This window comes from Novosphingobium pentaromativorans US6-1 (assembly GCF_000767465.1).
Lineage (GTDB): Bacteria > Pseudomonadota > Alphaproteobacteria > Sphingomonadales > Sphingomonadaceae > Novosphingobium > Novosphingobium pentaromativorans.
The window spans coordinates 3,764,673-3,786,074 of record NZ_CP009291.1 but is presented as its reverse complement, the minus strand read 5'-3'; the positions used below and the strand labels follow the sequence as shown (position 1 = coordinate 3,786,074).

General features: G+C 62.2%; 18 protein-coding genes. 4 read left to right on the top strand and 14 right to left on the bottom strand.

The window, feature by feature from the left end; genetic code table 11:
- The first annotated feature begins 25 nt into the window (after positions 1-25).
- Positions 26-193 (top strand): hypothetical protein, encoded by a 168-nt coding sequence (locus JI59_RS27425; protein WP_007011273.1) that lies wholly within the window; start codon positions 26-28, stop codon positions 191-193.
- Between the two features lie 7 nt (positions 194-200).
- Here the strand turns inward: JI59_RS27425 and JI59_RS17735 are convergent, their stop codons facing one another.
- From JI59_RS17735 to JI59_RS17690, 11 genes are all read right to left on the bottom strand, one after another.
- Positions 201-467 carry a hypothetical protein gene (locus JI59_RS17735; protein WP_038576534.1) on the bottom strand — a complete coding sequence of 89 codons (267 nt, stop codon included), beginning with the start codon at positions 465-467 and terminating at the stop codon, positions 201-203.
- Between the two features lie 370 nt (positions 468-837).
- Positions 838-1,143, bottom strand: coding sequence for a thermonuclease family protein (locus tag JI59_RS17730; protein ID WP_337999234.1), 306 nt, complete (start codon positions 1,141-1,143; stop codon positions 838-840).
- Positions 1,144-1,235: 92 nt separating this feature from the next.
- A complete protein-coding gene (locus JI59_RS26825; RefSeq protein WP_138921236.1) occupies positions 1,236-1,544 on the bottom strand; it encodes a hypothetical protein in 309 nt (102 codons plus the stop codon).
- Positions 1,544-1,888, bottom strand: coding sequence for a hypothetical protein (locus tag JI59_RS26820; RefSeq protein WP_138921237.1), 345 nt, complete (start codon positions 1,886-1,888; stop codon positions 1,544-1,546). Before JI59_RS26820 ends, JI59_RS26825 begins: the two co-directional genes overlap by 1 nt.
- 270 nt (positions 1,889-2,158) lie before the next feature.
- On the bottom strand, positions 2,159-3,538 hold the full coding sequence (locus JI59_RS25715) for a DHHA1 domain-containing protein (protein ID WP_239000572.1): 1,380 nt from the start codon (positions 3,536-3,538) through the stop codon (positions 2,159-2,161).
- Between the two features lie 167 nt (positions 3,539-3,705).
- Positions 3,706-3,978, bottom strand: coding sequence for a hypothetical protein (locus JI59_RS17720; protein WP_007011278.1), 273 nt, complete (start codon positions 3,976-3,978; stop codon positions 3,706-3,708).
- Between the two features lie 268 nt (positions 3,979-4,246).
- Positions 4,247-6,304, bottom strand: coding sequence for a glycoside hydrolase family 97 protein (locus tag JI59_RS17715; RefSeq protein WP_038576528.1), 2,058 nt, complete (start codon positions 6,302-6,304; stop codon positions 4,247-4,249).
- A gap of 12 nt (positions 6,305-6,316) precedes the next feature.
- Entirely contained in the window at positions 6,317-7,939 is a 1,623-nt protein-coding gene (locus JI59_RS17710; RefSeq protein WP_007011280.1) for an alpha-amylase family glycosyl hydrolase, read from the bottom strand.
- 38 nt (positions 7,940-7,977) lie between these two features.
- Positions 7,978-9,771 (bottom strand): alpha-amylase family glycosyl hydrolase, encoded by a 1,794-nt coding sequence (locus tag JI59_RS17705; RefSeq protein ID WP_052117920.1) that lies wholly within the window; start codon positions 9,769-9,771, stop codon positions 7,978-7,980.
- Between the two features lie 26 nt (positions 9,772-9,797).
- Positions 9,798-11,321 (bottom strand): tryptophan halogenase family protein, encoded by a 1,524-nt coding sequence (locus JI59_RS17700; protein ID WP_007011282.1) that lies wholly within the window; start codon positions 11,319-11,321, stop codon positions 9,798-9,800.
- Positions 11,322-11,524: 203 nt separating this feature from the next.
- Complete coding sequence (locus JI59_RS17690; protein ID WP_038576522.1) at positions 11,525-14,251, bottom strand: TonB-dependent receptor; 2,727 nt, start codon at positions 14,249-14,251, stop codon at positions 11,525-11,527.
- A gap of 331 nt (positions 14,252-14,582) precedes the next feature.
- On the opposite strand from JI59_RS17690, the gene JI59_RS17685 reads away from it, so the two are divergent.
- Positions 14,583-15,617: a LacI family DNA-binding transcriptional regulator gene (locus tag JI59_RS17685; protein ID WP_007011284.1), complete on the top strand. Its 1,035-nt coding sequence runs from the start codon at positions 14,583-14,585 to the stop codon at positions 15,615-15,617.
- A gap of 163 nt (positions 15,618-15,780) precedes the next feature.
- Positions 15,781-17,304, top strand: coding sequence for an MFS transporter (locus JI59_RS17680; protein WP_420845477.1), 1,524 nt, complete (start codon positions 15,781-15,783; stop codon positions 17,302-17,304).
- Here JI59_RS17680 and JI59_RS17675 read toward each other — a convergent pair.
- From JI59_RS17675 to JI59_RS17665, 3 genes are read right to left on the bottom strand one after another with little or no spacing between them, the layout of a single operon-like run.
- Positions 17,301-17,942: a TadE/TadG family type IV pilus assembly protein gene (locus tag JI59_RS17675; protein WP_007011286.1), complete on the bottom strand. Its 642-nt coding sequence runs from the start codon at positions 17,940-17,942 to the stop codon at positions 17,301-17,303. The genes JI59_RS17680 and JI59_RS17675 overlap by 4 nt on opposite strands.
- The gene (locus tag JI59_RS17670; RefSeq protein WP_007011287.1) at positions 17,939-18,556 is read right to left on the bottom strand and encodes a TadE/TadG family type IV pilus assembly protein; all 618 of its coding nucleotides are present in this window, start codon (positions 18,554-18,556) and stop codon (positions 17,939-17,941) included. The genes JI59_RS17675 and JI59_RS17670 overlap by 4 nt, the downstream gene beginning before the upstream one ends.
- On the bottom strand, positions 18,553-20,475 hold the full coding sequence (locus JI59_RS17665; protein ID WP_007011288.1) for a TadE/TadG family type IV pilus assembly protein: 1,923 nt from the start codon (positions 20,473-20,475) through the stop codon (positions 18,553-18,555). The genes JI59_RS17670 and JI59_RS17665 overlap by 4 nt, the downstream gene beginning before the upstream one ends.
- A 162-nt stretch (positions 20,476-20,637) precedes the next feature.
- Between JI59_RS17665 and JI59_RS17660 the strand changes: the two genes are divergently transcribed.
- A complete protein-coding gene (locus tag JI59_RS17660; protein WP_007011289.1) occupies positions 20,638-21,126 on the top strand; it encodes a low molecular weight protein-tyrosine-phosphatase in 489 nt (162 codons plus the stop codon).
- Positions 21,127-21,402 lie beyond the last annotated feature (276 nt).

Here is a 21,402-nt window from a genome sequence, read left to right as displayed (position 1 = left end):
GGGATCGGGCGCGAAGGAGCGGACGGTGGACAAGCCAGACCTTGACGACGTGATTGAGGAAATAAAACATCCCAGCGAGACTGAGATGGACATAGGACGCGATCAAAGCTCGCGCGAAATCCGGCTGGGCATGACGCTGGTGCTGATTGTGGTTGCCGTCGTCGTTCTCATCGCGACCGCCCTGCGTTGGTGAACCGCGGTTAGTCAGGCTGCCGGATCTTCCCGGCCTGCTGAAGCAGCATCTGCACGTGCGCCGGATCGCTGAGATCGTACTCGGGTATCTCGACCAGGTCGCGCATCGTGTCGGCATGCTTGCGTAGCCGTCCGATCATCTCGGGCATGATGTTGCGCAGCTCGATCAGGCCCATGTCGGCGCTGGTCGATTCCTTCACGCGATCAAAGCGGCGCTGAGCTTCGTCGACGATCTCGTCGTCGGACATGGTGGAGAATCGGGAGAGGTAGGTCATGCCCGCTCTCTACATGTTCCTACTATGTTCCGAAAGAGCGACCAGACATAGCGGAGTCGGACTGTGGCCTAAGCGGGTATGGCGGGGTAAAATCAGAGGGCGGTCGCCAGAAGGACAAGCTCGTCCGGCCTCCTTCAATAAGGCGGTTTCGCACTCAGACTAGGGGCCCGGACCGCACCGGGTCCCCCTTGTCCAAGCCTCTGCATCGGCCATTCATCCCCTGAGATCAAAATGTTACCAAAAAGGGGCTTACTTCGCAGTTGCGAAAGGATTACTGTTGCGGCGCAGTAGATCGGAGGGCCAGCGCTCGGCCACTCCGTAATTTCAACTGCCGACTCCCAACTCGGGCCCGGGTGACTCCGGGCCCTTTTTATTGCCAGACGCGCGCCAGTCCCAGCGACACGAGATAGCGGCCAGCGTCCCGGCCATTGACTGACAGTGTGGCGAGCGTCCGGCCGTACCGATCGGTGCCGTTGCGCGACACGGTCACCGGACCACGCGACAAGAAATCCGCCAGTGCATCGCGCGACCGCTCGCCCAGGGCGAAGTCGCACCATGGCGGATTGTTCGAGCCGGCCAGGCGCTGGCGTGACTGCGCGGAGCAGCGAGAGGACCCGCTGAGCTCCGGCGCGTCGATGTTCTCCACCCGGATCCGCTCGCCATCACACAGGCGCACCGTGTCGCCGTCGTGGACGTAGGCGATGCAGGCTGCCGCGGCGAGGAATAGGGGTATCTGGCTTGCCCAAGCTCTTTAGTTGTTGGGATCGATCATGTCGGATCGAATGTCACATTATTGCCGGCAATGTAGAGGGGTTTAGGTAGAGGTGGAATATTAATTAAATCATAGGCATGTTTATGGGCTACCTTGAAGCCCTGAGCCGCCAGATATCCGGCAACGGATTTGCCCATTTCTACTTTATCTTTGTCTTTCCCGGCTGTTTTCAGGTTGACCAGCTGCGCTTTATTCAGCTCGCCCGCAATTTGCTCAAGAAATCCCTGAGTTAACTGAAAAGGCTGGCGACCCAAGTTAATGATGTTGTCCCCATGCACATTGCTTTGATTAAATGTGTCGCCCATCACACCTTCCGGTCGATATTCATCTCGTTGGGTCCCAATACATTATGTTGCTCATAATGGTCACCCCCCAATGTGGGCCCAGATTGCGTTATCTTTTCCGGATCGTCGGGCTTTGGCCTTCTCCAGATAAGCCAACACAAGAAAGCATAAAAGACCAGGAACACGACCAAAGCAACAACCCATGCGGCCGCTTCTGATGAAAACGTCACAGCCAGCCTCCGTCCGATTGCATCTGCAAGAGGGTCAAAAACCCTAGATGTCGCGAGCGCGCGCTGAATGATGTAAGAGCCAATGCCGGCTGGTAATGACGAGGCAAGAGTTCCCGCGATCTTGAACTTTTGCACAGGCGCCCCCTCATGGCCGCGACTCCGGATCAGAGGTCGGTACCAGATTGACTATACTAATCCAAAGAGGATCAGTCCCGGTGGGCGCCGTCTCCAATGCGAGACCAAGTCCCACGCCTGCGCTCGGCTGCACTGGGCGCCTGTAATCCCGCCAGTTCTCGCGCACGTATGTTGAGCGATACCGCGCCGCATGCCGCGCCCGGCTGGAATGCAGGCGATAGGCGTTGTCAGATTCCTGCTGACGTATGGCCTTGCGCTTGCTCGGCTTCTTCATGCCACGTCTCCCAAACCAGCACGGCAGATCACATCGCGCGGACTGTCCTGCCCGCATACCTTGCAGCGCAGCGTGTGAAGTTCGCCGTTGCCGGCCTTAATCTCGCGCGGGCAGTCGGGATCGCCGGGCTTCCAGTAATCGTGCTTCGGCGGATTCTTGATTAGATCGTAGAGCCGGTCATTCTCAGCCCGCAGCGCCCGCATCTCAGCATAGAGGTCACGGTCCTCGGCCGGGAAAACAGCGCGCTCCATATCCCAATCGCGTAGATCGCGGTAGAGATCGCGGAAGTGGTCGGCGTGGTTGGTGCTGCGGAAGTAGACGCGGTCGCCTTCGTCATCGAGTTCGTCCATGAAAAGCAGGCCGTCGCGCACGCGCTCGAGCATCTTCGCCTGATAGACGAGATCGGCGCCCTGCTGCGTGACCTTGGCTGCCAATGCGGCAGCATCGTCGACCATGTTCTCTCGGAACCCTGCCGCGTTGCGGTGCCCTCCGCCGCCCATGCTCTTCGCCACCTCGCTGACGTCGGTGCGGTCGTCGTGGCTGCGCAGAGACCAGGTGACGGACTTCTCTCCGCTCACCGACATCGCGGCGAACGGTGCGGCGGGATGCTGGTCGAGGAGGTAGTGCCCGACGGCCGACACGAGCGAGTAAGGGCACTCGACGGCAATTACGTCCGGAACGCCCGCCACGGTCCGCAGGTGGGCACGTGCAGCGATCTCCTGCACGAGCTGGTCCTTCCACCGCAAGATGGCCCGGCCGCGCTCGATTGGACGATCATCGAGTGTGAGTTGTCCGTCCAGCACCTCCATGCGCTCGACCGTCATCTCGCCCGCCTGGATCTCGACGTGCAGCGCCTCGGCTGGGGAGTGCTCGCCCGGCTGGAAGCGCCAGAGGTCATACTGCTCGGCGAGTTCGACGAGTCGCGGCGTGAACGTGAACCGGCTGGCGAAATCCCACGCCATGCGCGCGCCGCTGCGCTCCATGTCGAACAGTGCAAGGATTGGAGGGTATCCTCCGATCTGCAGGTCGTTGAACATCGATGCGGCGACTTCGGGCGTGAACCGTTCGGGCCGCGCCGCAAATACCTGGAAAGGCTCAAGCGCCGCCTGCGCTGTTTTGTGATGATCGAGTATCACGATCGACTGCGCGCCTAGCGCGATCATCGCCCGCAAATCCTCCTCGGGAAACGAGAAGTCGACGATCAGGATGTTGCGGCCGAGGATGGCGTCGACCTCCGGCGGCGACATGCCATAGTTGCACGCGAGATAGGCAGGCTGATTTCCCCAGCGGCGCCAGCATGCCCAGGCCGCGACGATACCATCGGCGCATTTGTCGTGGTATATGATCAGGTCAGGAGACCACTGGTCGGCGATCATCTTGATGGCATCAACAGAATGATCGGTGGTCAGCAAATGGTCAGCAGATCGCGCTTCGTTCTCGCTTGAATCATGATCTGTTCCGGAAGTGGCTGACGTAATTTCGCCGTTTTCCATGTCTTAACACCCTTCACACGGGCGGGGCCGCACGTTGCGGCGCCGCAGTTTCAATTGTCAGGATTGACGTCCCTGAACGGGAAGATGATGTCGTCTGGCCATTGGGTGGCCCGGCCGTCGCCGCGATAGGCCCCGTTGCCGGTGAGCTTCGCCAGGTAGATCCGACAGTGCTTCGACCAGACGCGCTTCCCCCACGATGTCCCGCAGTGGAATTCCCACGCCTTCTTGCGCAGCGCCTTGCGCAATTCGTCCGGCGTGCAGCCGGGCATATCAGCATGAATGGCGGCTATCATGCGCGGCGCGTCGGCTTGCCAATCACGCATGACAAAGAGGCCCGAGCGGTTTACACTCGTTTAGTAAGCCATTGATTCCATTGTCCCGATAAGGACACTGGTTTACGCCTATGCCATTGAATCGGCTGGTATCTATGCAGCTTTGGGAGCAGGATGTCGCAGGTTCGAATCCTGTCTCCCCGACCAACTCGACTTCCGATCAGCCCGGCTCGCCCTTTCTTGCAGCTCCCATGTACCAGTGGGAGCGCAAAGCCGTGCCCTGCGCCCCCGTCTGTGCTTTTGCGCTATCGCAGGTCCGTCAATCCTGCGGGATGAGGCGCATGGCCGTACCGCCGCCCGGGGCCAGCCAGATCTCGATCCTGTCGCCCTTGCGCACCGCTTGGGTGTCATAGGCAATTCGGTGGCGGGCCTCGGTCTGGTAAGTTGCGCCCTCGCCGTCCTTCCAGATCCTGGCCTCGTAGGTCTTGCCAGCATCGAGGAAGTCGAAGTCGAGCGTGACCTTGCGCGCGGTGGCATCGTTCACGCCGCCCACGAACCATTCCGGCCCGTTGCGATCCTTGCGGGCGAAGATCGCATAATCGCCAACCTGGCCTGCGATCAGGTGACTTTCGGCCCAGTCGGTCGGCACATGTTCGATGAATTCCATCTCGCGCGGATGGGCCTTGAGGTTTTCAACGAAATCGGCCGCCATCTGGATCGGTGAATAGAGCGCGAGATAGAGCCCGAGCTGCTTGGCCAGAGTCGAGGCCAAGGGGGCATGTTCCGCCCCCTCCAGGCTGAGCACGCCGGGAGTGAAATCCATCGGCCCGGACAGCATGCGCGTATAGACGAGCGTGGGTTCATGGTCCGGCCCGTTGGCGAAAGTCCCCCAGGCATTGTACTCCATACCGCGCGCACCCTCGCGCGAGACCCAGTTGGGATAAGTGCGTCGCAGGCCGGTATCCTTCACCGGTTCATGCGAATTGACCGCGACGTGATGCTGCGCAGCGACTTTCACGACATCGAGATAGTGGTTCACCATGCGCTGGCCATCGTGCCAGACCATCTTCGTTTCGCCCGGCTTGTTTCCGGGGGCGATGATCCCGCCGGCATCGGCGACGTAGCCGGTCTTGACCACGTCGACGCCCAGCTTTCCGTAAAGCGCCATGGCGTCGTCGAGCTGCGGTTCGTAGTTGGCGATGTTGCCGCCGGTCTCATGGTGGCCGATCAGGTGCACACCCTTTCTGGCTGCATAGGCGCTGAGCCCCTCGAGGTCGAAATCGGGCGTGGGCTGGGTGAAACTGAAATCATCGCCGTGGCCGAACCAGTCGCCGTTCCAGCCTTTGTTCCAGCCTTCGACGAGTACGCCGCGAAAGCCATGCTGCGCAGCATAATCGATGTACTGCTTCGTCCGCTTCGTCGTGGCACCATGGCGAGGTCCTTCCGCCCAGCTCCAGTCGCCGCGGATCATGCCCCACCAGATGCCGATATAGCGCGCCGGCTTGAACCAGCTCACATCGCCCAGCTTGTTGGGCTCGTTGAGGTTGAGCTCGAGGTCGTTCTCGACCAGACCGGCAGCGTCATTCGCAATGCGGACCGTTCGCCATGGCGTGGCAAAAGGCAGGTCACGCACGACTTTCGCGCTGTCCGATCCCGGCGCCAGCTCGGTGCGGAAGAGCTGCCCGCTCGCGCGCTTGAACCAGTAGCCGGCATAGTCGACCAGCGCCGCTTCATGGAACGAGAGGTGCGTGCCGTCATCCAGCCGCATGGTGATCGGCGTATGCGCGGTGGAAACCGCATCGATCGGCGTCTCCTGATAGACCTGTTCGTAGCGATTCCATTCGCCGCCCGGAATCCACCAGGCCTTGCCCTTGGGGACGATGTCGAACTCGGTCGTCTCCTCGGCAATGCGCATGGTCTTGAGCGCGGGCTGCTCGGGCAGTTCGTAGCGAAAGCCGATGCCGTTATCGAAAAGCCGGAAGCGCACGTTCATACGCCGCGCGCCCTGCACTTGCGACTGCTGGAAACGCACAACGACCTCGTTGTAGTGGTCGCGCACGAAGCGGCGCTCCCCCCAGGGCTGCTCCCAGGTGTCGTCGGCAGACGCTTTCTCGCTGCCGGAAATGGAAAAGCCGCGCACCATGTTGAGGCCATCGGTCAGGACGAAGCCCAATTTGCTGGGCGCAATCAGCAGCTTGCCCTTACGCGATAGCGACCATGTCGGGCGCGCATCGTTGTCGGTCGTGACCGAAAGCACCAGCGAGCCATCCGGAGATGACGCCGTCACGCTCGGCCGCTCCTCTTGCGCTGCGGCGCCATTGGCGCAAATCGCGGCGAGGCAAAACCCCGCCACAGCGAGAATACGTGTCGGTTTCATGATCGGTATTCCTCAGTTGATCCAGAGCGCGCCCCAGGCAGGCAAGGTGCCGGGCTCTGCTCCATTGACGGCGGCGACAACATTGGCCTGCGTCGGCACCTCGACCGGCCATGCGGCCGGCTCGGCGCTCATGTTGAACAGGGCCAGGATGCCCTGCCCCTCGCATTCGCGGCGCAGCACGAGGCGGGTTTCGACGGCCAACAGAACCTCGCATGAACCCCGCCGCAAGGGCGCATTACTGCGCCGCACGGCAATCAGGTGGCGGGTCAGGCTAAGCAGCGATTGCGGGTCGTCCTGCTGCCGGTCCACTGCGCGCGCGAGGTTCTCTTCACCCAGCGGAAGCCACGGCTGTGCGCTGGTGAACCCGCCAGCGGCATCATCGCCCTGCCATGGCATCGGCGTGCGTGCGCCATCGCGTGAGAGGGTCAGCGGCCAGTTCGCGATGGCCTCGGGGTCCTGCAGCATTTCGAAAGGCACATCGACCTGCAGCAGGCCCAGTTCCTCACCCTGGTAGACGATCGGATTGCCCCTCAGCGAGGCCAGCAGCATCGCCTTCATCCGCGCGAAAGCCGCGCGATCCTGCGCCTTGCACCAGCGTGAGAGGGCGCGCGGGGCATCGTGATTTTCGAAGGCCCAGCTCGGCCACCCGGCGGATTGCTGCTCGGACCAACCTTCGAGAGCGCTTTCGACGAGCGAGGGAGAGATCGCGTCGGCGTAGAGGAAGTCGAACCCGTAAGCACTGTCGAGCCGCTTGGCCCCTGCCGTGAACTCGCGCATTTCGCGTTCGGCGTTTCGACCGCCGACTTCGGCGAGCGAGAACGTACCTGGGTAGCTGGCGATCAGCGCCTGCAGCTTTTCGATGAACTGCGGGATATCAGCGTGAGACTGGTTGTAGGTCTGCAGCTGGTAATCGAACGAGCGCGTGCGCAGCTTGCCGTCCTCCGGTGCGGGCGGATTGTCGCGCAGCAGGGGATCGTGCATCGTGAAGTTGAGCGCGTCGATGCGAAAGCCGGAAACGCCCCGGTCGAGCCAGAACCGCGCGACATCGAGCAGCGCCTCCTGAACCCTGGGATTGTGCACGTTGAGCTGCGGTTGCTGCGGCAGGAAATTGTGCAGGTAATACTGGCGGCGCCGCGCGTCCCAGCACCACGAAGGTCCGCCGAACACCGATTGCCAGTTGTTGGGCGGAGAGCCGTCGGGCTTGGGATCGGCCCATACGTACCAGTCGGCGAAGGGATTTTCCCGGCTTGCGCGGCTCTGTTCGAACCAGACATGCTTGTCCGATGTATGAGCATAGACCTGGTCGACGATGACCTTCAGGCCAAGTGCGTCCGCACGGGCGACCAGCTCATCGAAATCCTCCAGCGTGCCGAAAATCGGATCGACCGCCCGATAGTCAGAGATGTCGTATCCGAAGTCGGCCATCGGCGAGGCGTAGAACGGAGAGATCCAGATCGCCTCGACGCCAAGCGAGGCCACGTAATCGAGCCGCGAGGTAATCCCCGGCAGGTCTCCTACGCCATCGCCGTTGGAATCGGCGAAGCTGCGCGGGTAGATCTGGTAAATGGCGGCTCCGCGCCACCATTCCGCTTGCCCGGTCGCAGCAGGGGGGGATGAAATGATATCGTCTGTCATCGTTGTCCAGGAGGGAGGAGTTGCACTGGTCTGGGGGATCAGTCGTCAGCCGCGCAGACGGCAAAACCCAGCGGCGGAAGGGAAACGGCGGCGCTGCCCGGGGCCGTTGCCATGGAAGGACACCCTGCGCCGGCCAGCGTCTTGAACTTGAGCGAACCGGTCTCGACAGAGACTTGCGCGGAGATGGGTTCGGCCGAGGTATTGAAGGCCAGCAGCACTTCCTTTCCGGTGTCGGGATCGAAGCGAGAGACGGCGAAGAGCCCCGGGCCTTCCGACGTTGCGCGCAGCCTGGTGGTGCCGGAGGTCAAGGCAGGCGTCTTCACCCGCAGCGCTGCGAGTTTCGCGATGAACCTGTAGAGCGGATGGCTCTCGTCGAAGTTCGATGCTGCGCTCGTGTCGTCTGTGCCGACCAGGCTGTCCGCATTGTAGATCGCGGTGCGCGAGGGGAACATGTCCTGCCGCGATAGCTGGTCGCCGCCCTCGCCCCCGAAACCCTGCTCGTCACCATAGTAGATCGTCGGCACGCCGCGCAAAGTCAGCAGCATGGCGTGGCCCAGCTCTACGCGCGCCAGCAGGTCTTCAGGCGCGATCCCGGGATTGGCCTTCCTGATGAAGTAGGTGAAGCGCCCGGCATCGTGGTTGCCGAGGAACGTGGGCAGTTGCAACGCCGCCTGCGCTCCGCCCTGGTAGAGTGCATCGTCTTCTCCCAGCCGCGCCAGTTCCTGCGTCCCCGCCTTGCCGTCCACAGCAGCGATGACGGCGTGCATGAAAGCGAAGTCGAGCACGGCGGGCAGACCGGCATTGCGCGTCCAGCTCGCCAGCAGTGCCGGGTCGTATTCACCCGTCGCGACTTCCCCGAAGATATGAAAATTGGGGATGCCTTTCTGTCGCGCGCGCGAAAGCATCGCGGGAACGAAGGCGCGCCAGAATTCCGGATTGACGTGTCTGGCCGTGTCGATGCGAAAGCCGTCTATGCCGAACCGGTCGATCCAGTCCCCGTAGATCGCGATCATCCCTTCCACGACGCGCGGATTCTCGGTCGCCAGGTCGTCCAGCCCGACGAAATCGCCGTATTGCGAGGATTCGCCCTTCCAGTTCGTGTCGCCGCGATTGTGGTAGTAGATCGGATCGTTGAGCCAGGCGGGAACCTTCACGTTCTTTTCGGCCTTGGGCACGAAGGGCGTGTAGGCGAACGACGGATCGGTCAGCTTCGCCCAGTTCCGAGGCGTCGCCACGTCGTCACCGGCAAAGCCCGGGTTGATCGCCTTGCCGCTGGCATCGCCATGGGTCGAATAGGGATAGTCCGCCTTGCTGCGATAGGCGTAGTTTCCCTCCTTGCCTTCACGGTACTGGATGACGTCGGCGGTGTGATTGGCGATGATGTCCATGTAGACCTTCATCCCGCGCGCATGGGCCGCATCGACGAGGGCCTTGAAATCGGCATTGGTGCCGAAATGGGGATCGACTTGCGTGAAGTCGGTGATCCAGTAGCCGTGATACCCTGCGCTCTTGTTTCCTTCCGGGCCCTGCACGGGCTTGTTCTTGAAAATCGGGCCGACCCATATCGCCGTCGCGCCAAGGCGCTGGATATAGTCGAGCCGCTGCATCAGGCCCTTGAGGTCGCCGCCGTGGTAGAAGGCCTTGTCCGCCGGATCGAAACCGGTCGAGAACCTGTCGCCCTTCAACCCGCCCTTGTCGTTCGACCGATCGCCGTTCTCGAAGCGGTCTGGCAGAACGAAGTAGATCACTTCCTGCTCGGGCTTGCGCGCGCGAAAATCGCTCTGTGCCGCCGGAGCGGCAGAGGCCGTCTGTGCAAGCAGGCATGTGGCCATCGCGGCCAGCGAAGCGGTAAATCTGCTCAAGGAAGTGTCTCCAATTCGGGGGAGCTGGACAATGCCGAAGCGCAAGTTGCCGCCAGGAAATCCATGTGGCGCGGCATCGGGCCTACCGTCTGCAGGCAAGCCTGTTCGACGGCGCCGAGGAAGCCGGCGAGATCTTCCTCGCTCAGGGCATCGGCAATGGGGTTCCAGCCTTTCGGCTCGATCCCCTGCCCGGCCATCACCTGCAGCCAGGCCGCCTCCTGGAACAGTTCGTCACCGGCAGGCTGAATCTGGCAGGCTTCCTCGAACTCGGCGATGCGGGCAGCCAGCGAATCAGGCACGGCCATGTCGCGGCACCGATCCCAGAACGGTTCGCCTGCGCGGGCATTGGCCTTGTAGTGCAAAATCAGGAAGTCGCGGATGCACTCGAATTCTTCCGCGGTCCGGCGATTGAAGGCGCTGACGATGGCAGGGCTTGCAGGACCGCAGGGCAATACGGTCAGGAACCGCATGATCGTGGACTGGATCAGGTGGATCGAGGTCGACTCCAGCGGCTCCATGAATCCGCTCGCCAGACCTACGGCCAGGACATTGCGGTTCCATGCCTTGCGGCGCCGACCGGTCGTGAAGCGCAACAGGCGCGGATCGGCCTGCGCCGGCGCCTCGAGAGATGCGAGAAGTGACTCGGTAGCCGCTTCATCGCTCAGGTATTCGCTGCAATAGACGAGCCCGTTGCCGATGCGATGCTGCAGGGGGATGCGCCACTGCCATCCCGCGCTGCGCGCGATCGAGCGGGTGTAAGGCGTGAACGGCCCTGCCGCCTCGCAAGGCGCGGCAACGGCCCGGTCGCAAGGCAGCCAATGGCGCCAGTCCTCATAGCCGGTCTGCAGTTCCTCTTCGATGAGCAGGCCCTTGAAGCCCGAGCAATCGATGAAGAAATCGGCCGCAAGCGTCTGACCGCCCTCGGTCTGCACCGCTGCGATATCGCCTTCATCCTTGCGGATGACCCGGGCGATGCGTCCCTCGTGCCGGGTGACGCCCATGCTCTGCGCCAGGCGACGCAGGAAGGTGGCATAGAGACCGGCGTCGAAATGATAGGCCCAGGGCAATTCGGGAATGCCGGGACCGGACACGCCGGTTGCCATGCGTCCGGTGCGCGCGGCCAGTTCATTGGCGGCGTAATGTGCCAGCGGCTTGGCATTGCCCGCCGCCTTCGCGCGCGCCCAATAATGGCGGAAGGGCAGCAGGCCGAGGGGACGGCCCACCGTTCCGAAGGCGTGCATGTAGCTGTGCCCTTCGCCTAGCCAGCCATCGAAGGCGATGCCCAGCTTGTAGGAAGCCGATGTCTCGCGCAGGAACTGCGCCTCGTCGATGCCGAGAGCCTTGTTGAACAGGCGGATGGCCGGGATCGTCGCCTCACCGACGCCGACGGTACCGATCGCCTCGCTTTCCACGAGCGTCACCGCGTATCCGGGAGGGGCAAAGCGGGCGAGTGCCGCGGCGCTCATCCAGCCGGCCGTTCCGCCGCCGACAATGACGATGCTGAAGCGGGTCTGGGTCACGCCTGTTGCTCTCCCGTCTGGTTCGGCCCGGCGCGCTTCACCGGCAGTGCCTCCTCATATCCCCTGCGCAGGGAGCGGCGGAACCGCAAAACTGTGTCCCAAATTGCGGTTCCGCCGCCCGGCGCCGAGAGCTGGAGGAGGAGGGATTCCCGGCGCCGAATTCTCTGGTCCGGCCCGGGGTTGCGCCCGGGCCGGGGCATTCGTCAGAACTTGTAGGAGAAGCCGGCCAGGAAACGACGACCGTAGCGCTGGTAGTCGATGATCTGGCGCGAATCGCCTCCGGGGTTGGTGGTGATGAAAGGTTCGTCGGTCAGGTTCTGGCCCTGCAGGTAAAGCGAGAGACCTTCGAGTGCGCTGCCTTCCTGGAAGTCGTAGCCGATCTGGCCGTCGACGATCAGCTCCGAAGCCGCCCGGCGACGTACGCGATTGGCCGCGAAACCGGAAACCTCGCCAATGAAGGTCGAGCGGTACCGAACCGAACCGCGCAAGTTGAAGCCAGCCTTCTCGAAGTAGGCGGTGCCGTTTGCGACCCACTTGGAATAGCCCGGAAGGTCGCTGGAAGGCGCGCCCGGCTCGGGCTGGATCTTCGTCTTCGTGTAAGCGACGCTGCCGGTCACGCCGAAGCCTTCAAGCGCGGGTACGAACGTGTCGAACGGCAGCGTTGTCGCCAGCTCCACGCCGTAGAGCTTGCCGCCCTGCCCGTTGATCGGAACCTGGATCTGCGCCGTCGGCGAGATGGTCACGCCATTGCCCGGATCGGCAAGTGCCAGCAGGCTCGACGGGATCGTGATGTCCTGCTTGTAGACGTAGCTCTTGAGTTCCTTCCAGAAGAACTGGGCCGAGATATAGCCCTTGCCGCCGAAGTACTTCTCGAAGGTCAGGTCGAGAGCATTGGCGCGCCACGGACGCAGGTCCGGATTGCCGGATTCGCCGGTGACCTGAGCCACATTGCCGGTAATCGTGTAGCTCGTGCTGAGCGAAGCGCGCATGTCGTCAAGGCGCGGACGAATGATCTCGCGCGATGCGGCGAAGCGGATCACGAAGTCGCTCGGCAGGCGCAGCGAGAGGTTGAGGCTCGGCAGCACGTCGAGATAGTCCGTGCTTTCGTTGCGCACGAGCGAACCCACATTGGGCGAACCGTTGGGATTGGTGCCAAGCAGGACAGCCGTTGCGCCCTTCGAGTTCTGGTCGGTCCAGTTCGCCTGCACGCCGATGTTACCGGTCAGGTTGGCCGAACCGATGTCGGCATCGAAGTTGGCCTGGACATAGCCGGTCATGATCCGCTCGCGGATCGAGTAGCTCTTGACCACGACATCGCCGTAGGGGTTCGCGACGAGGTTATAGATACCGTCGTTGATCAGGTCGATCGGGTTGTAGCTGATCACCGGACCGAGGCCGAGGTACTTCAGGTCGGTAGTGCCGAGGCGGTATTCCTCGGGCACCGGAACGCTGGTGAGCCCGTCGGTATTGGCGGCAAGGCCGAGGAAGTATTCTTCCGGAACGAGCGACTTGGAGCGGTTGTTGTAGTTCAACCCTGCACGGATCGAATCCAGCCAGCCGTTTTCGATGTGCTTCTGCACCTCGACGCGGAACTGCCAGAGTTCGTCCTTGACGATGCGGTTGTTGTAGTAGCCGTCCTGACCACCGACGATGCTGGTGCCATCCTGCGCGATCTGGGTACCGCCCAAGCCCTGCGGCGAGGTCAGCTGGATCAGGTCGTAGTCGCCGTAATCGAGGCCATGGGTAAAGCCCGTGCCGCTCGACTTGCTGGTGAAGCCGATGGTATCGGTCGCTCCCAGATCACCGCGCCCCGTGCCCGAATAGCTCTCGATAGAAAGCTCGTTGCGGTCGGTCTTGGAGTAGCTGGCGTCGAACATGGCATCCCAGCCGTCGTCGCCTTCCCACTTGTTGTTCCAGCCGAACGAGTAGAGCTTGGCATGGCGCTGGAACACGTCGTTGCGCAGCACGCCCTTGACGTCGTCGAAGCTGCCCGAAGTGATCAGGCCGTCGCTGGCGGTATAATCGGGATTGAGCGTTGCATTACCCCAGTAGAGCGGAAGCTCGATGCCGCGCTTGATCTGGTCGTCCTTGAAGTTCGAGTAGAACGCATCGATCGTCGAGGTAAAGCGCGGGTCGGGCCGCCATTGCAGCGTACCGTTGAGACCCAGACGCGTGAGCTTGGTCGAGGTGTTGTACGACTTCGAGCCGCCGATCACCTTGTTGCCGTCAGGCGTGTCGGCATAGCCCCAGGCGTTGAATTCCTCGATCTGATAAGGCTCGTCGGTGTAGCTGGCGCCCAGTGCCACGCCGATCGTGTTGTTGGCGAACTGGTCCACGTACATGCCGTTGACGCGGTAGCCCATGTCATCGGAGCCGGTGTTGAGCTTGCCGAGATCCGCATAGGAACCGCGCGCACCGAAGGAGACGACCCGCTTGCCCGCCTCGAGCGGACGGATCGTGCGCATGTCGACGGTGCCGGAGAGACCCTGCCCGACAAGGCTCGCCATCGGCGTCTTGTAGACGTTGACCTGGCTGATCACCTCGGACGGATACTGGTCATACTCGACGGCGCGGTTGTCGCCGGTCGAGGTCTGCTCGCGTCCATTGAGCAGCGTGGTCGAGAAGTCCGGCGCAAAGCCGCGAATGGCGATGGCATTCGAACGGCCGGAAACGCGCTGCGAGGTCAGGCCCGGCAGGCGAGCGATCGATTCCGCGATCGAGGCATCGGGCAGCTTGCCGATATCTTCGGCCGAGACCGATTCGACGATCTGCTGGGCCTGCTTCTTCTCGTTGATGGCATTCTCGAGACTGGCACGGAAACCAGTGACGATGATCACCTGATTGGCTGTGTCCGCATCATCGGCCGCGGCGGTATCCTGCGCCTGCGCCGCGGCGGGAATGCCGGCAACAAGCGCGATGGCAATGGCCATTCCGGACGCAGTCCGGGCAGCCGAAAACTCTTTGCGAAGCGACATTCTGGTCCTCTCCTAAACCTACCTGCGGGGACCCGGAAAACTGGTGACCCACAACTGCTTCGATGAGGCCCGAAGTTCCATCCGCGACTCTCTCGATGACCCTTGCATAAGGGACGTTTTCATTACGCATAATATGGCATACGTATGCGAAGGTACGGCATGGCTCGCCGCATCGTGCCAGCGTACTATGTCGGAAAACTGAGAAATTCATTCGATTGCATTAGCTTGGTGATCGTCAGGATGGGGTTGCCGGAATCCAGGCTACCTGGCGTGGGAGAAGAAAAAAGTGGGACGCAAGCCGAGCAACCGACCGACGAGTTTCGACATCGCCTATCGCGCCGGTGTATCCCAGCCCACCGTCAGTCGCGCATTGCGTGGCAGCAAGTCCGTGAGCGCCGCCACACGCGCCCGGATCGAGGAGATCGCCCGCGAACTCAACTACTCGGTCGACAAGAACGCATCCTCGCTGCGCACCCAGCGTTCGAACACGATCGCGCTGCTCTTCTTCGAGGAACAGACCCCCGACGATTCCAAGATCAACCCCTTCTTCCTCTCGATGCTGGGGTCGATCACGCGCCAATGCGCCCATCGCGGCCTCGACCTGCTGATCTCGTTCCAGAAGATGGAGGATGACTGGCACGTGCGCTATCAGGACAGCCACCGTGCCGACGGCCTGATCCTGCTCGGCTACGGCGACTACACCCTCTATGAAAGCCGACTGGAACAACTTGTCGGACAAGGCACGCATTTCGTGCGCTGGGGTTCTGTGGACGACGACAACATCGGCGCGACCGTGGGATCTGACAATCTCGGCGCGGGCAAGCTTGCGGGCGAACACCTGCTTGGCCTGGGCCGGAAAAAGATCGCATTCCTGGGACAGGCGGACGAACACTATCCCGAATTCGCGGATCGCTACCGCGGCCTGTGCATGGCGCTCGAAGCGGCCGGAATAGCGCCTGACCCGGCGCTCAAGCGCAATGTCATCAGCCACGAGGAACTGGGCGGCGAAGCCATGGCCTCTATCATCGCAAGCGGCGCCCCCTTCGATGCCGTCTTCGCCGCCAGCGACCTCATCGCCATCGGCGCGATGAAGGCCCTTGCAGCGGCAGGCCTCTGCGTTCCCGAAGACGTGGCAGTTATGGGCTTCGACGACCTGCCGGCAGCCAGCATGACCAATCCTCCGCTGACTACGGTGATGCAGGACCTGCGCAGCGCGGGGGAACTGCTGGTCGATACGCTGGTAGCCCAGATCGAGGACTCCCCCCCTCCGCCCCGCCAGATCGGCACCCGGCTGATCCCGCGCAAAAGCACGGCGGGGTGAGCCTGCCGCCCGCCCCCTCCATGCCCATCCGGCAGTTACGCCATGCATATTAGGCATTCGTATGCATGTTGCCGAGCGCTGCGCCGCATGCCACGCGATTGCTCTTGTGACGCGGCCGCGCCTTGGGGCGATGCATTCCGCGCCGACCTTTGGGGATGATGCCATGGAGATGCCCGTGCAGGGAGACATGCCTGCGGTGAACGAAAAACCCCGGCTGGGGTTTGCCGGACTGTGGAACATCAGCTTCGGCTTCTTCGGCATCCAGATCGGCTTCGCTCTCCAGAACGCAAACATGAGCCGGGTATTCCAGTCTCTGGGTTCCAGCATCGATGACCTCCCCGCCCTGTGGGTGGCCGCACCGCTTACCGGCCTGCTGGTTCAGCCGATCGTCGGACACATGTCCGACCGCACCTGGCTGGGCCGGTTCGGCCGCCGCCGTCCCTACTTCCTTGCCGGAGCCATCCTCGCGACGATCGCACTCCTGCTCATGCCCGAAAGCGGCGGACTGCTCATGGCGGCCATGCTGCTCTGGATGCTCGATGCCAGCCTCAACATCTCGATGGAACCGTTCCGCGCCTTCGTCGGAGACATGTTGCGCAAGGACCAGCACACCGCCGGCTACGCAGTGCAGACTGCCTTCATCGGCGCAGGTGCGGTGGTGGGATCCTTGTTTCCCTACGTCCTCGACCATCTGGGCGTTTCGAATACGGCGGCAGACGGCGGCATTCCCGATACGGTGCGTTTCAGCTTCTGGGCTGGCGGGGCGGCGCTGCTGGCCGCCGTGCTGTGGACCGTGCTCAGCACGCGCGAATATTCACCGGAGGAACAGACCGCCTTTGCCGAAGCGCAGGATGTCGAATCCACGGCTACCTCACAGGCGCTGGCAGCGCGCAGCCCGCTCGGCGGACTGGTCTGGATTGCCGCAGGCGTACTTGTCGCGCTCGCAGTAAGCGGGTGGGGCCTGGAAAAGGAAGTCTACCTGCTCGCGGCCCTGCTGGCAGCCTATGGAGCCGCGGTCATCGTCGCGATCCGACTGGCGCGTGCCGGTCGTTCCGCCTCCATGCTGGCGGGAATTGTCGGTGACTTCTCGGGCATGCCTCCGATCATGAAGCGCCTCGCACTAGTGCAGTTCTTCAGCTGGTCGGCCCTGTTCATCATGTGGATCAACACGACGCCGGTGGTGGCTCAGTATCATTTCGGATCTGCAGACCCTGCAAGCGCGGCCTATCAGGAGGCAGGCAACTGGGTCGGCGTGCTGTTCTCCGTCTATAACGGCGTCGCGGCGCTGGCTGCCCTGCTCATCCTGCCTTGGCTTGCAGGTCGTATCGGCAAGGCGCGCACCCACGCCCTGTGCCTGACGGCTGGTGCAGCCGGTTTTGCCGGCTTCATGCTGCTGCGCGATCCCGATGCGCTGGTCCTGTGCGAAATCGGCATCGGCATTGCCTGGGCCTCGATCCTCGCAATGCCTTACGCGATCCTCGCCAGCAGCCTGCCGCAGGCCAAGCTCGGCATATTCATGGGTCTGTTCAACGTCTTCGTGGTTCTGCCCCAGTTGCTGGTGGCCACCGTCATGGGCTCGATCATGAAAGCCTTCTTCCCGGGCGAGCCGATCTGGACGATGGCCTTCGCCGCCGCCACGCTGCTGGTCGCCGCTGCCGGAGCGCTGCGGATCGGCCAGGGAACCTAGCTGCAGCTGTTGGTGCCGCTGGTTCCGGTGACGCCTGGCGTCAGGTTGCGATCGTCCCTGACCACGTAAGCCGCTTCCTGGTGGAACTGGGTGTTCGAGGTGAACATCGTGCCGAACAGCGGCTGATACTGGTAATAGACCTCGGCATACATCACCGCCGATCCGCTGGGTGCGGTGACCGTGTGCCCAGAAGTCCCCATGGCCGTAACCGAGTCCCCCTGCTTGCCGTATGCGGAGTTCTTCGCAAGGCTCCCGCTGCACCGCTGCCAGTGGATGTACTGACCGCCGGTCGCGCCGTTCTTCTCCAGGCTGGAGAGGATGATCCGGCCATTCGTCTCGAAGTCGAAGGCATTGCCTTCGACCAACGCGCCCTTGATGACCGAGGAGATCTGGTCTTCCGTCACCGTTGGCGTGACCGAGCTGTTGTCCGTCTGGCCAAGGCGCGAGGCATTGTCGGCCACCGAGGTCGCAATCTGAGAGACCTGCATGTTGATCGTCGCCATGTAGGCCAGTTCAGTGCCGTAGAGCCCCAGCGTGATCAGGATCGGCAGGATCAGCGCGAATTCGAGGATCGAGACGCCGCGGCTATCCCGGCCGAGACGAGCGATCCGATCCGCCAGAACGGCGCGGGCAATCATGTGCAGGTCCTCGCCGAAGAACCGTACCGTTCCTGCAGGGCATAAGGCTGGTTCTTTTTCACTGCGGTGGCCGAAAGCGTGCGCGTGTTGTCCATGCTATCGAGGAACGGCAAGGGAAACACCGGTTCGTACGTGACTTTCACCGTGTAGAGCACGACATCGCCCGAACCGCCGTTTCCGTCCTGCCCGATGTCCGCGTCCCACTGGCCATTGCCGTTTTCATCGACATAGCTTTCGGAATTGTCGCACACGCCGTTGCCGTTGTTGTCGTTCCACGATTCAGGGCGGCTGATATCGGCAAAGTCGTAATAGCTGGTGCGGCTCGTCGTGATCCTTGCGCCGGGCGCGACGCCGGACACCACCTTCTTCACGTAGTCGTCGTCCGCCGAGGTGTCCGCGCCTTCGATCGTGCCCTTGCGCGCAACTTGCTGCACTGCCCCGTGCATCACGGCGGACAGATAGGCCATGTGACCGATATCCCAGATCCCGACCAGCAGCATGATCAGCACCGGCGATGCCAGGGCGAATTCCACCGCGGTCACGCCGTCGCTCTCGCGGCGGCAGCGACGCAGCATGGCGGGCAGCATGGTAACCAGGGGACTGCGCACGATCATTCCACGATCCTCAACTCGCCGACCTGCTTGGCGATTTCCTGGAAGGCGGTGTTGAGTTCGGCCGAACTGTTCGCCGTAAAAGAACTGTTGTCCGACGCGCAGGTCTTGAGGTCGTCCGACAGCCCGGAAGTGAAGGCGACAACCCAGATTCGGATGCCCTTGTCCTTGATCGCGTTACAGACCGCGAGGAAACGGGAGGTATGGCGGGCAGTATCGTCGCTGTAGCCATCGCTCGTGACCCGGCGATCCCAGTATTCCATGCCCCAGGCCTGCTGGATGTCGTAGTTGGGTTCCATCACACCGTCTGTCATGAACACGATGTGGCGTGAAACCTCACCACCATTGGATGGCTCGGTGTTGACGTTGTCCGCGAAAATGCCGTCCGGGGACAGCATTCGACCGCCCCAGATCATGCCGATATCGAGGTAGGTGCTGCCTTCCGCCGACAGTGAATCAGCATAAGAATCGAAGGTGCCTTCGCTCATTCCAGTAAGCAGTTGCGCCTTTGCCGGGCAATAGGACGACGCGGAACGCCCTGAATCCGAAGTAGCAGTCGTGCGATAGCCATATTGGTTGAAGCGCCGGTAGGCCACTTCGGGCCACATCGGAGCCCATTTGGTCGAATCCGCCGAGGACGGTGCCGTGTCGATATCGATATCCAGCGCACCCGAGGGCGAATAGCCGTTCGACGAGGAATAGCTGAAGCTCGACGAAGCGGTCGTACTGCGCTCCTCGATGCAGCCGGCCCAGGTGGAGGAGACAGTCGCGCCACTTTCACCTGTATAAGTCGTGACAGGCGAGAATGCCTTGTACTGGCTGGTGGAATAAGAAACCGGCTTGTATTCCCAATAGTAAAAATCCGAGTTTGCCGTCGGCTTTGTCACCACCTCGGCGTTACTATACGTGTCAGACGTAACTTTATCCCGGGTGTCATAATATACCCATATATAGTAGCTATAACCATGACTCGACCTGGAGCACTGGTAACTCGCCTTTCTCTGCCCCTGTGTCGTCGTCTTGGTTATCGTCAAGCTGGATCCGCTTCCCGATTTACTCGTGCTGGAACTGGGCGAACCATAATCCGAATAGCCCGCATCGTTCGAAGGGACCTGGTATCCGCACTTGTTGTTGGAGTAGCTCGTGTTGCTGAGAAGATACCAGCCTGCGCCAGAGTAATTCTGATAACTCGGCGTACCGGCGCTCTTCGTTGCCGAAGTGTAGTCTATGAAATAGGCCTGCCGCGACTGGTAGGCCCGCGTATCGACAAGATAGCTTGGGTCCTCATCGTAAAGCAGCCGACCGACGTTCACACTGGAAGAATAGGGCACGAAGCCATAGCGGATGCGGGCATTGGTGCCGGACGTCGCATTGGCAAGCGTGTCGTAGAAATTCTTCATCGCGTCGCGCAGCGCCATGATGCGGGTCTGCGAATAGGACAGCGAGCTGTTCATCGATCCGGTGGTATCGAGCACCATCATGATGTCGGCATTGCCCACGCCCATCGACGATCCGCAGGTCACCGACAGCGTGAAGTCGTTGTAACCGAAAATGCGCATGATCAGGGTGTCGAGCACGGTCGTGGCCTTGCCGGTCACCGTGTTGGCCTTTTCGTCCGCCGTGACCGTGAAGGCCGTCGAATGGGTTTCCTGGCGACCGTCGTCGAAGTTCGCGGCGAAGAACGCCTTGGCCGCGCTCTGCGAAGCCGCGTCGAAGCCGTTGGTCGTGACCGTGCGGCGACCGGCAAGCACGCCCGCATCGCAAGCGGACTGAAGCCTGTTCTCCACCTTGTAGGCGCGGCTGAGGTCGATGCCCGAGCCCACCACCGCAGCGGCGACGAGCATGCCGATCGCAGCCAGAGGCAGGACGTTTCCCTCCCTCTCGCGCACGAATTGTGCGAGCAAGGCCCTCAAATCGCGCATTTGGTTTCCCGGTTTGCCTCAGTTCCCCATCGGATCAGCAGCGTTCAATACCGTGCAATCGTTAACGAACCTTGCAAACGGCGCTCCCTCCCCCGGTGCCCAGCCGATCCCTTCGTGCAAGCATGGATGACGCGGCATCCCGCTCCGTCTAGAAGCGGGCATATGAGCCGCGAACCGACCCAGCCGTCAGTCCTCTTCGTCTGCCTTGGCAATATCTGCCGATCGCCGCTGGCGGAGGCCGCGCTGCGCCATGAAGCGCAGCAAGCCGGGCTCGAGCTGTACATCGATTCGGCCGGCACCGGCTCCTGGCATGTCGGCAACCCTCCCGACCCGCGCGCGCAGGCCGAAGCGCGCCGTCACGGCATCGACATCTCCCGTTACCGCGCGCGGCAGGTCAGCAGCGAAGATTTCGAGCGCTTCAATCATGTGATCGCGCTCGACCACTCCAATCTTGCCGATCTGCAACGCCTCGCCCCTCAAGGGGCAAGCGCGCGATTGTCGATGCTGCTCGATCACGTTCCAGGCATGGAGGGCAGCGACGTCGCCGATCCCTATTTCGGCGGCCCCGAAGGCTTCGAAGAGACCTGGCAGGAAGTCGCTCTGGCGGCGAGCCATCTTGTGTCCGCCATGCTGGACGATGCTTTCAGTTAACTAACCGGCCTGCCCGGGACTGCGCCGCCCTCGCGCTTTCGTGCGAATCATGTTGGCACTTCCAGCCGAACTTCGAGCGCGCTCCTGGGAACGCGCATGAATGCAAAGGCTGCTTCATCGGCGTTCAACCGCATCGCTACTCAGCCTGCGCCCGCAAGCCTGCGCCGCCAACTTGCCCGCTCGGCCGCCTGTCACCAGCCCTAAAGCCGCGCAGTTTGCTTTTGATCGGTGTTGCATTATATGCGCGAAGCGAACGCCCCGGCCCGCGCAGTCGTG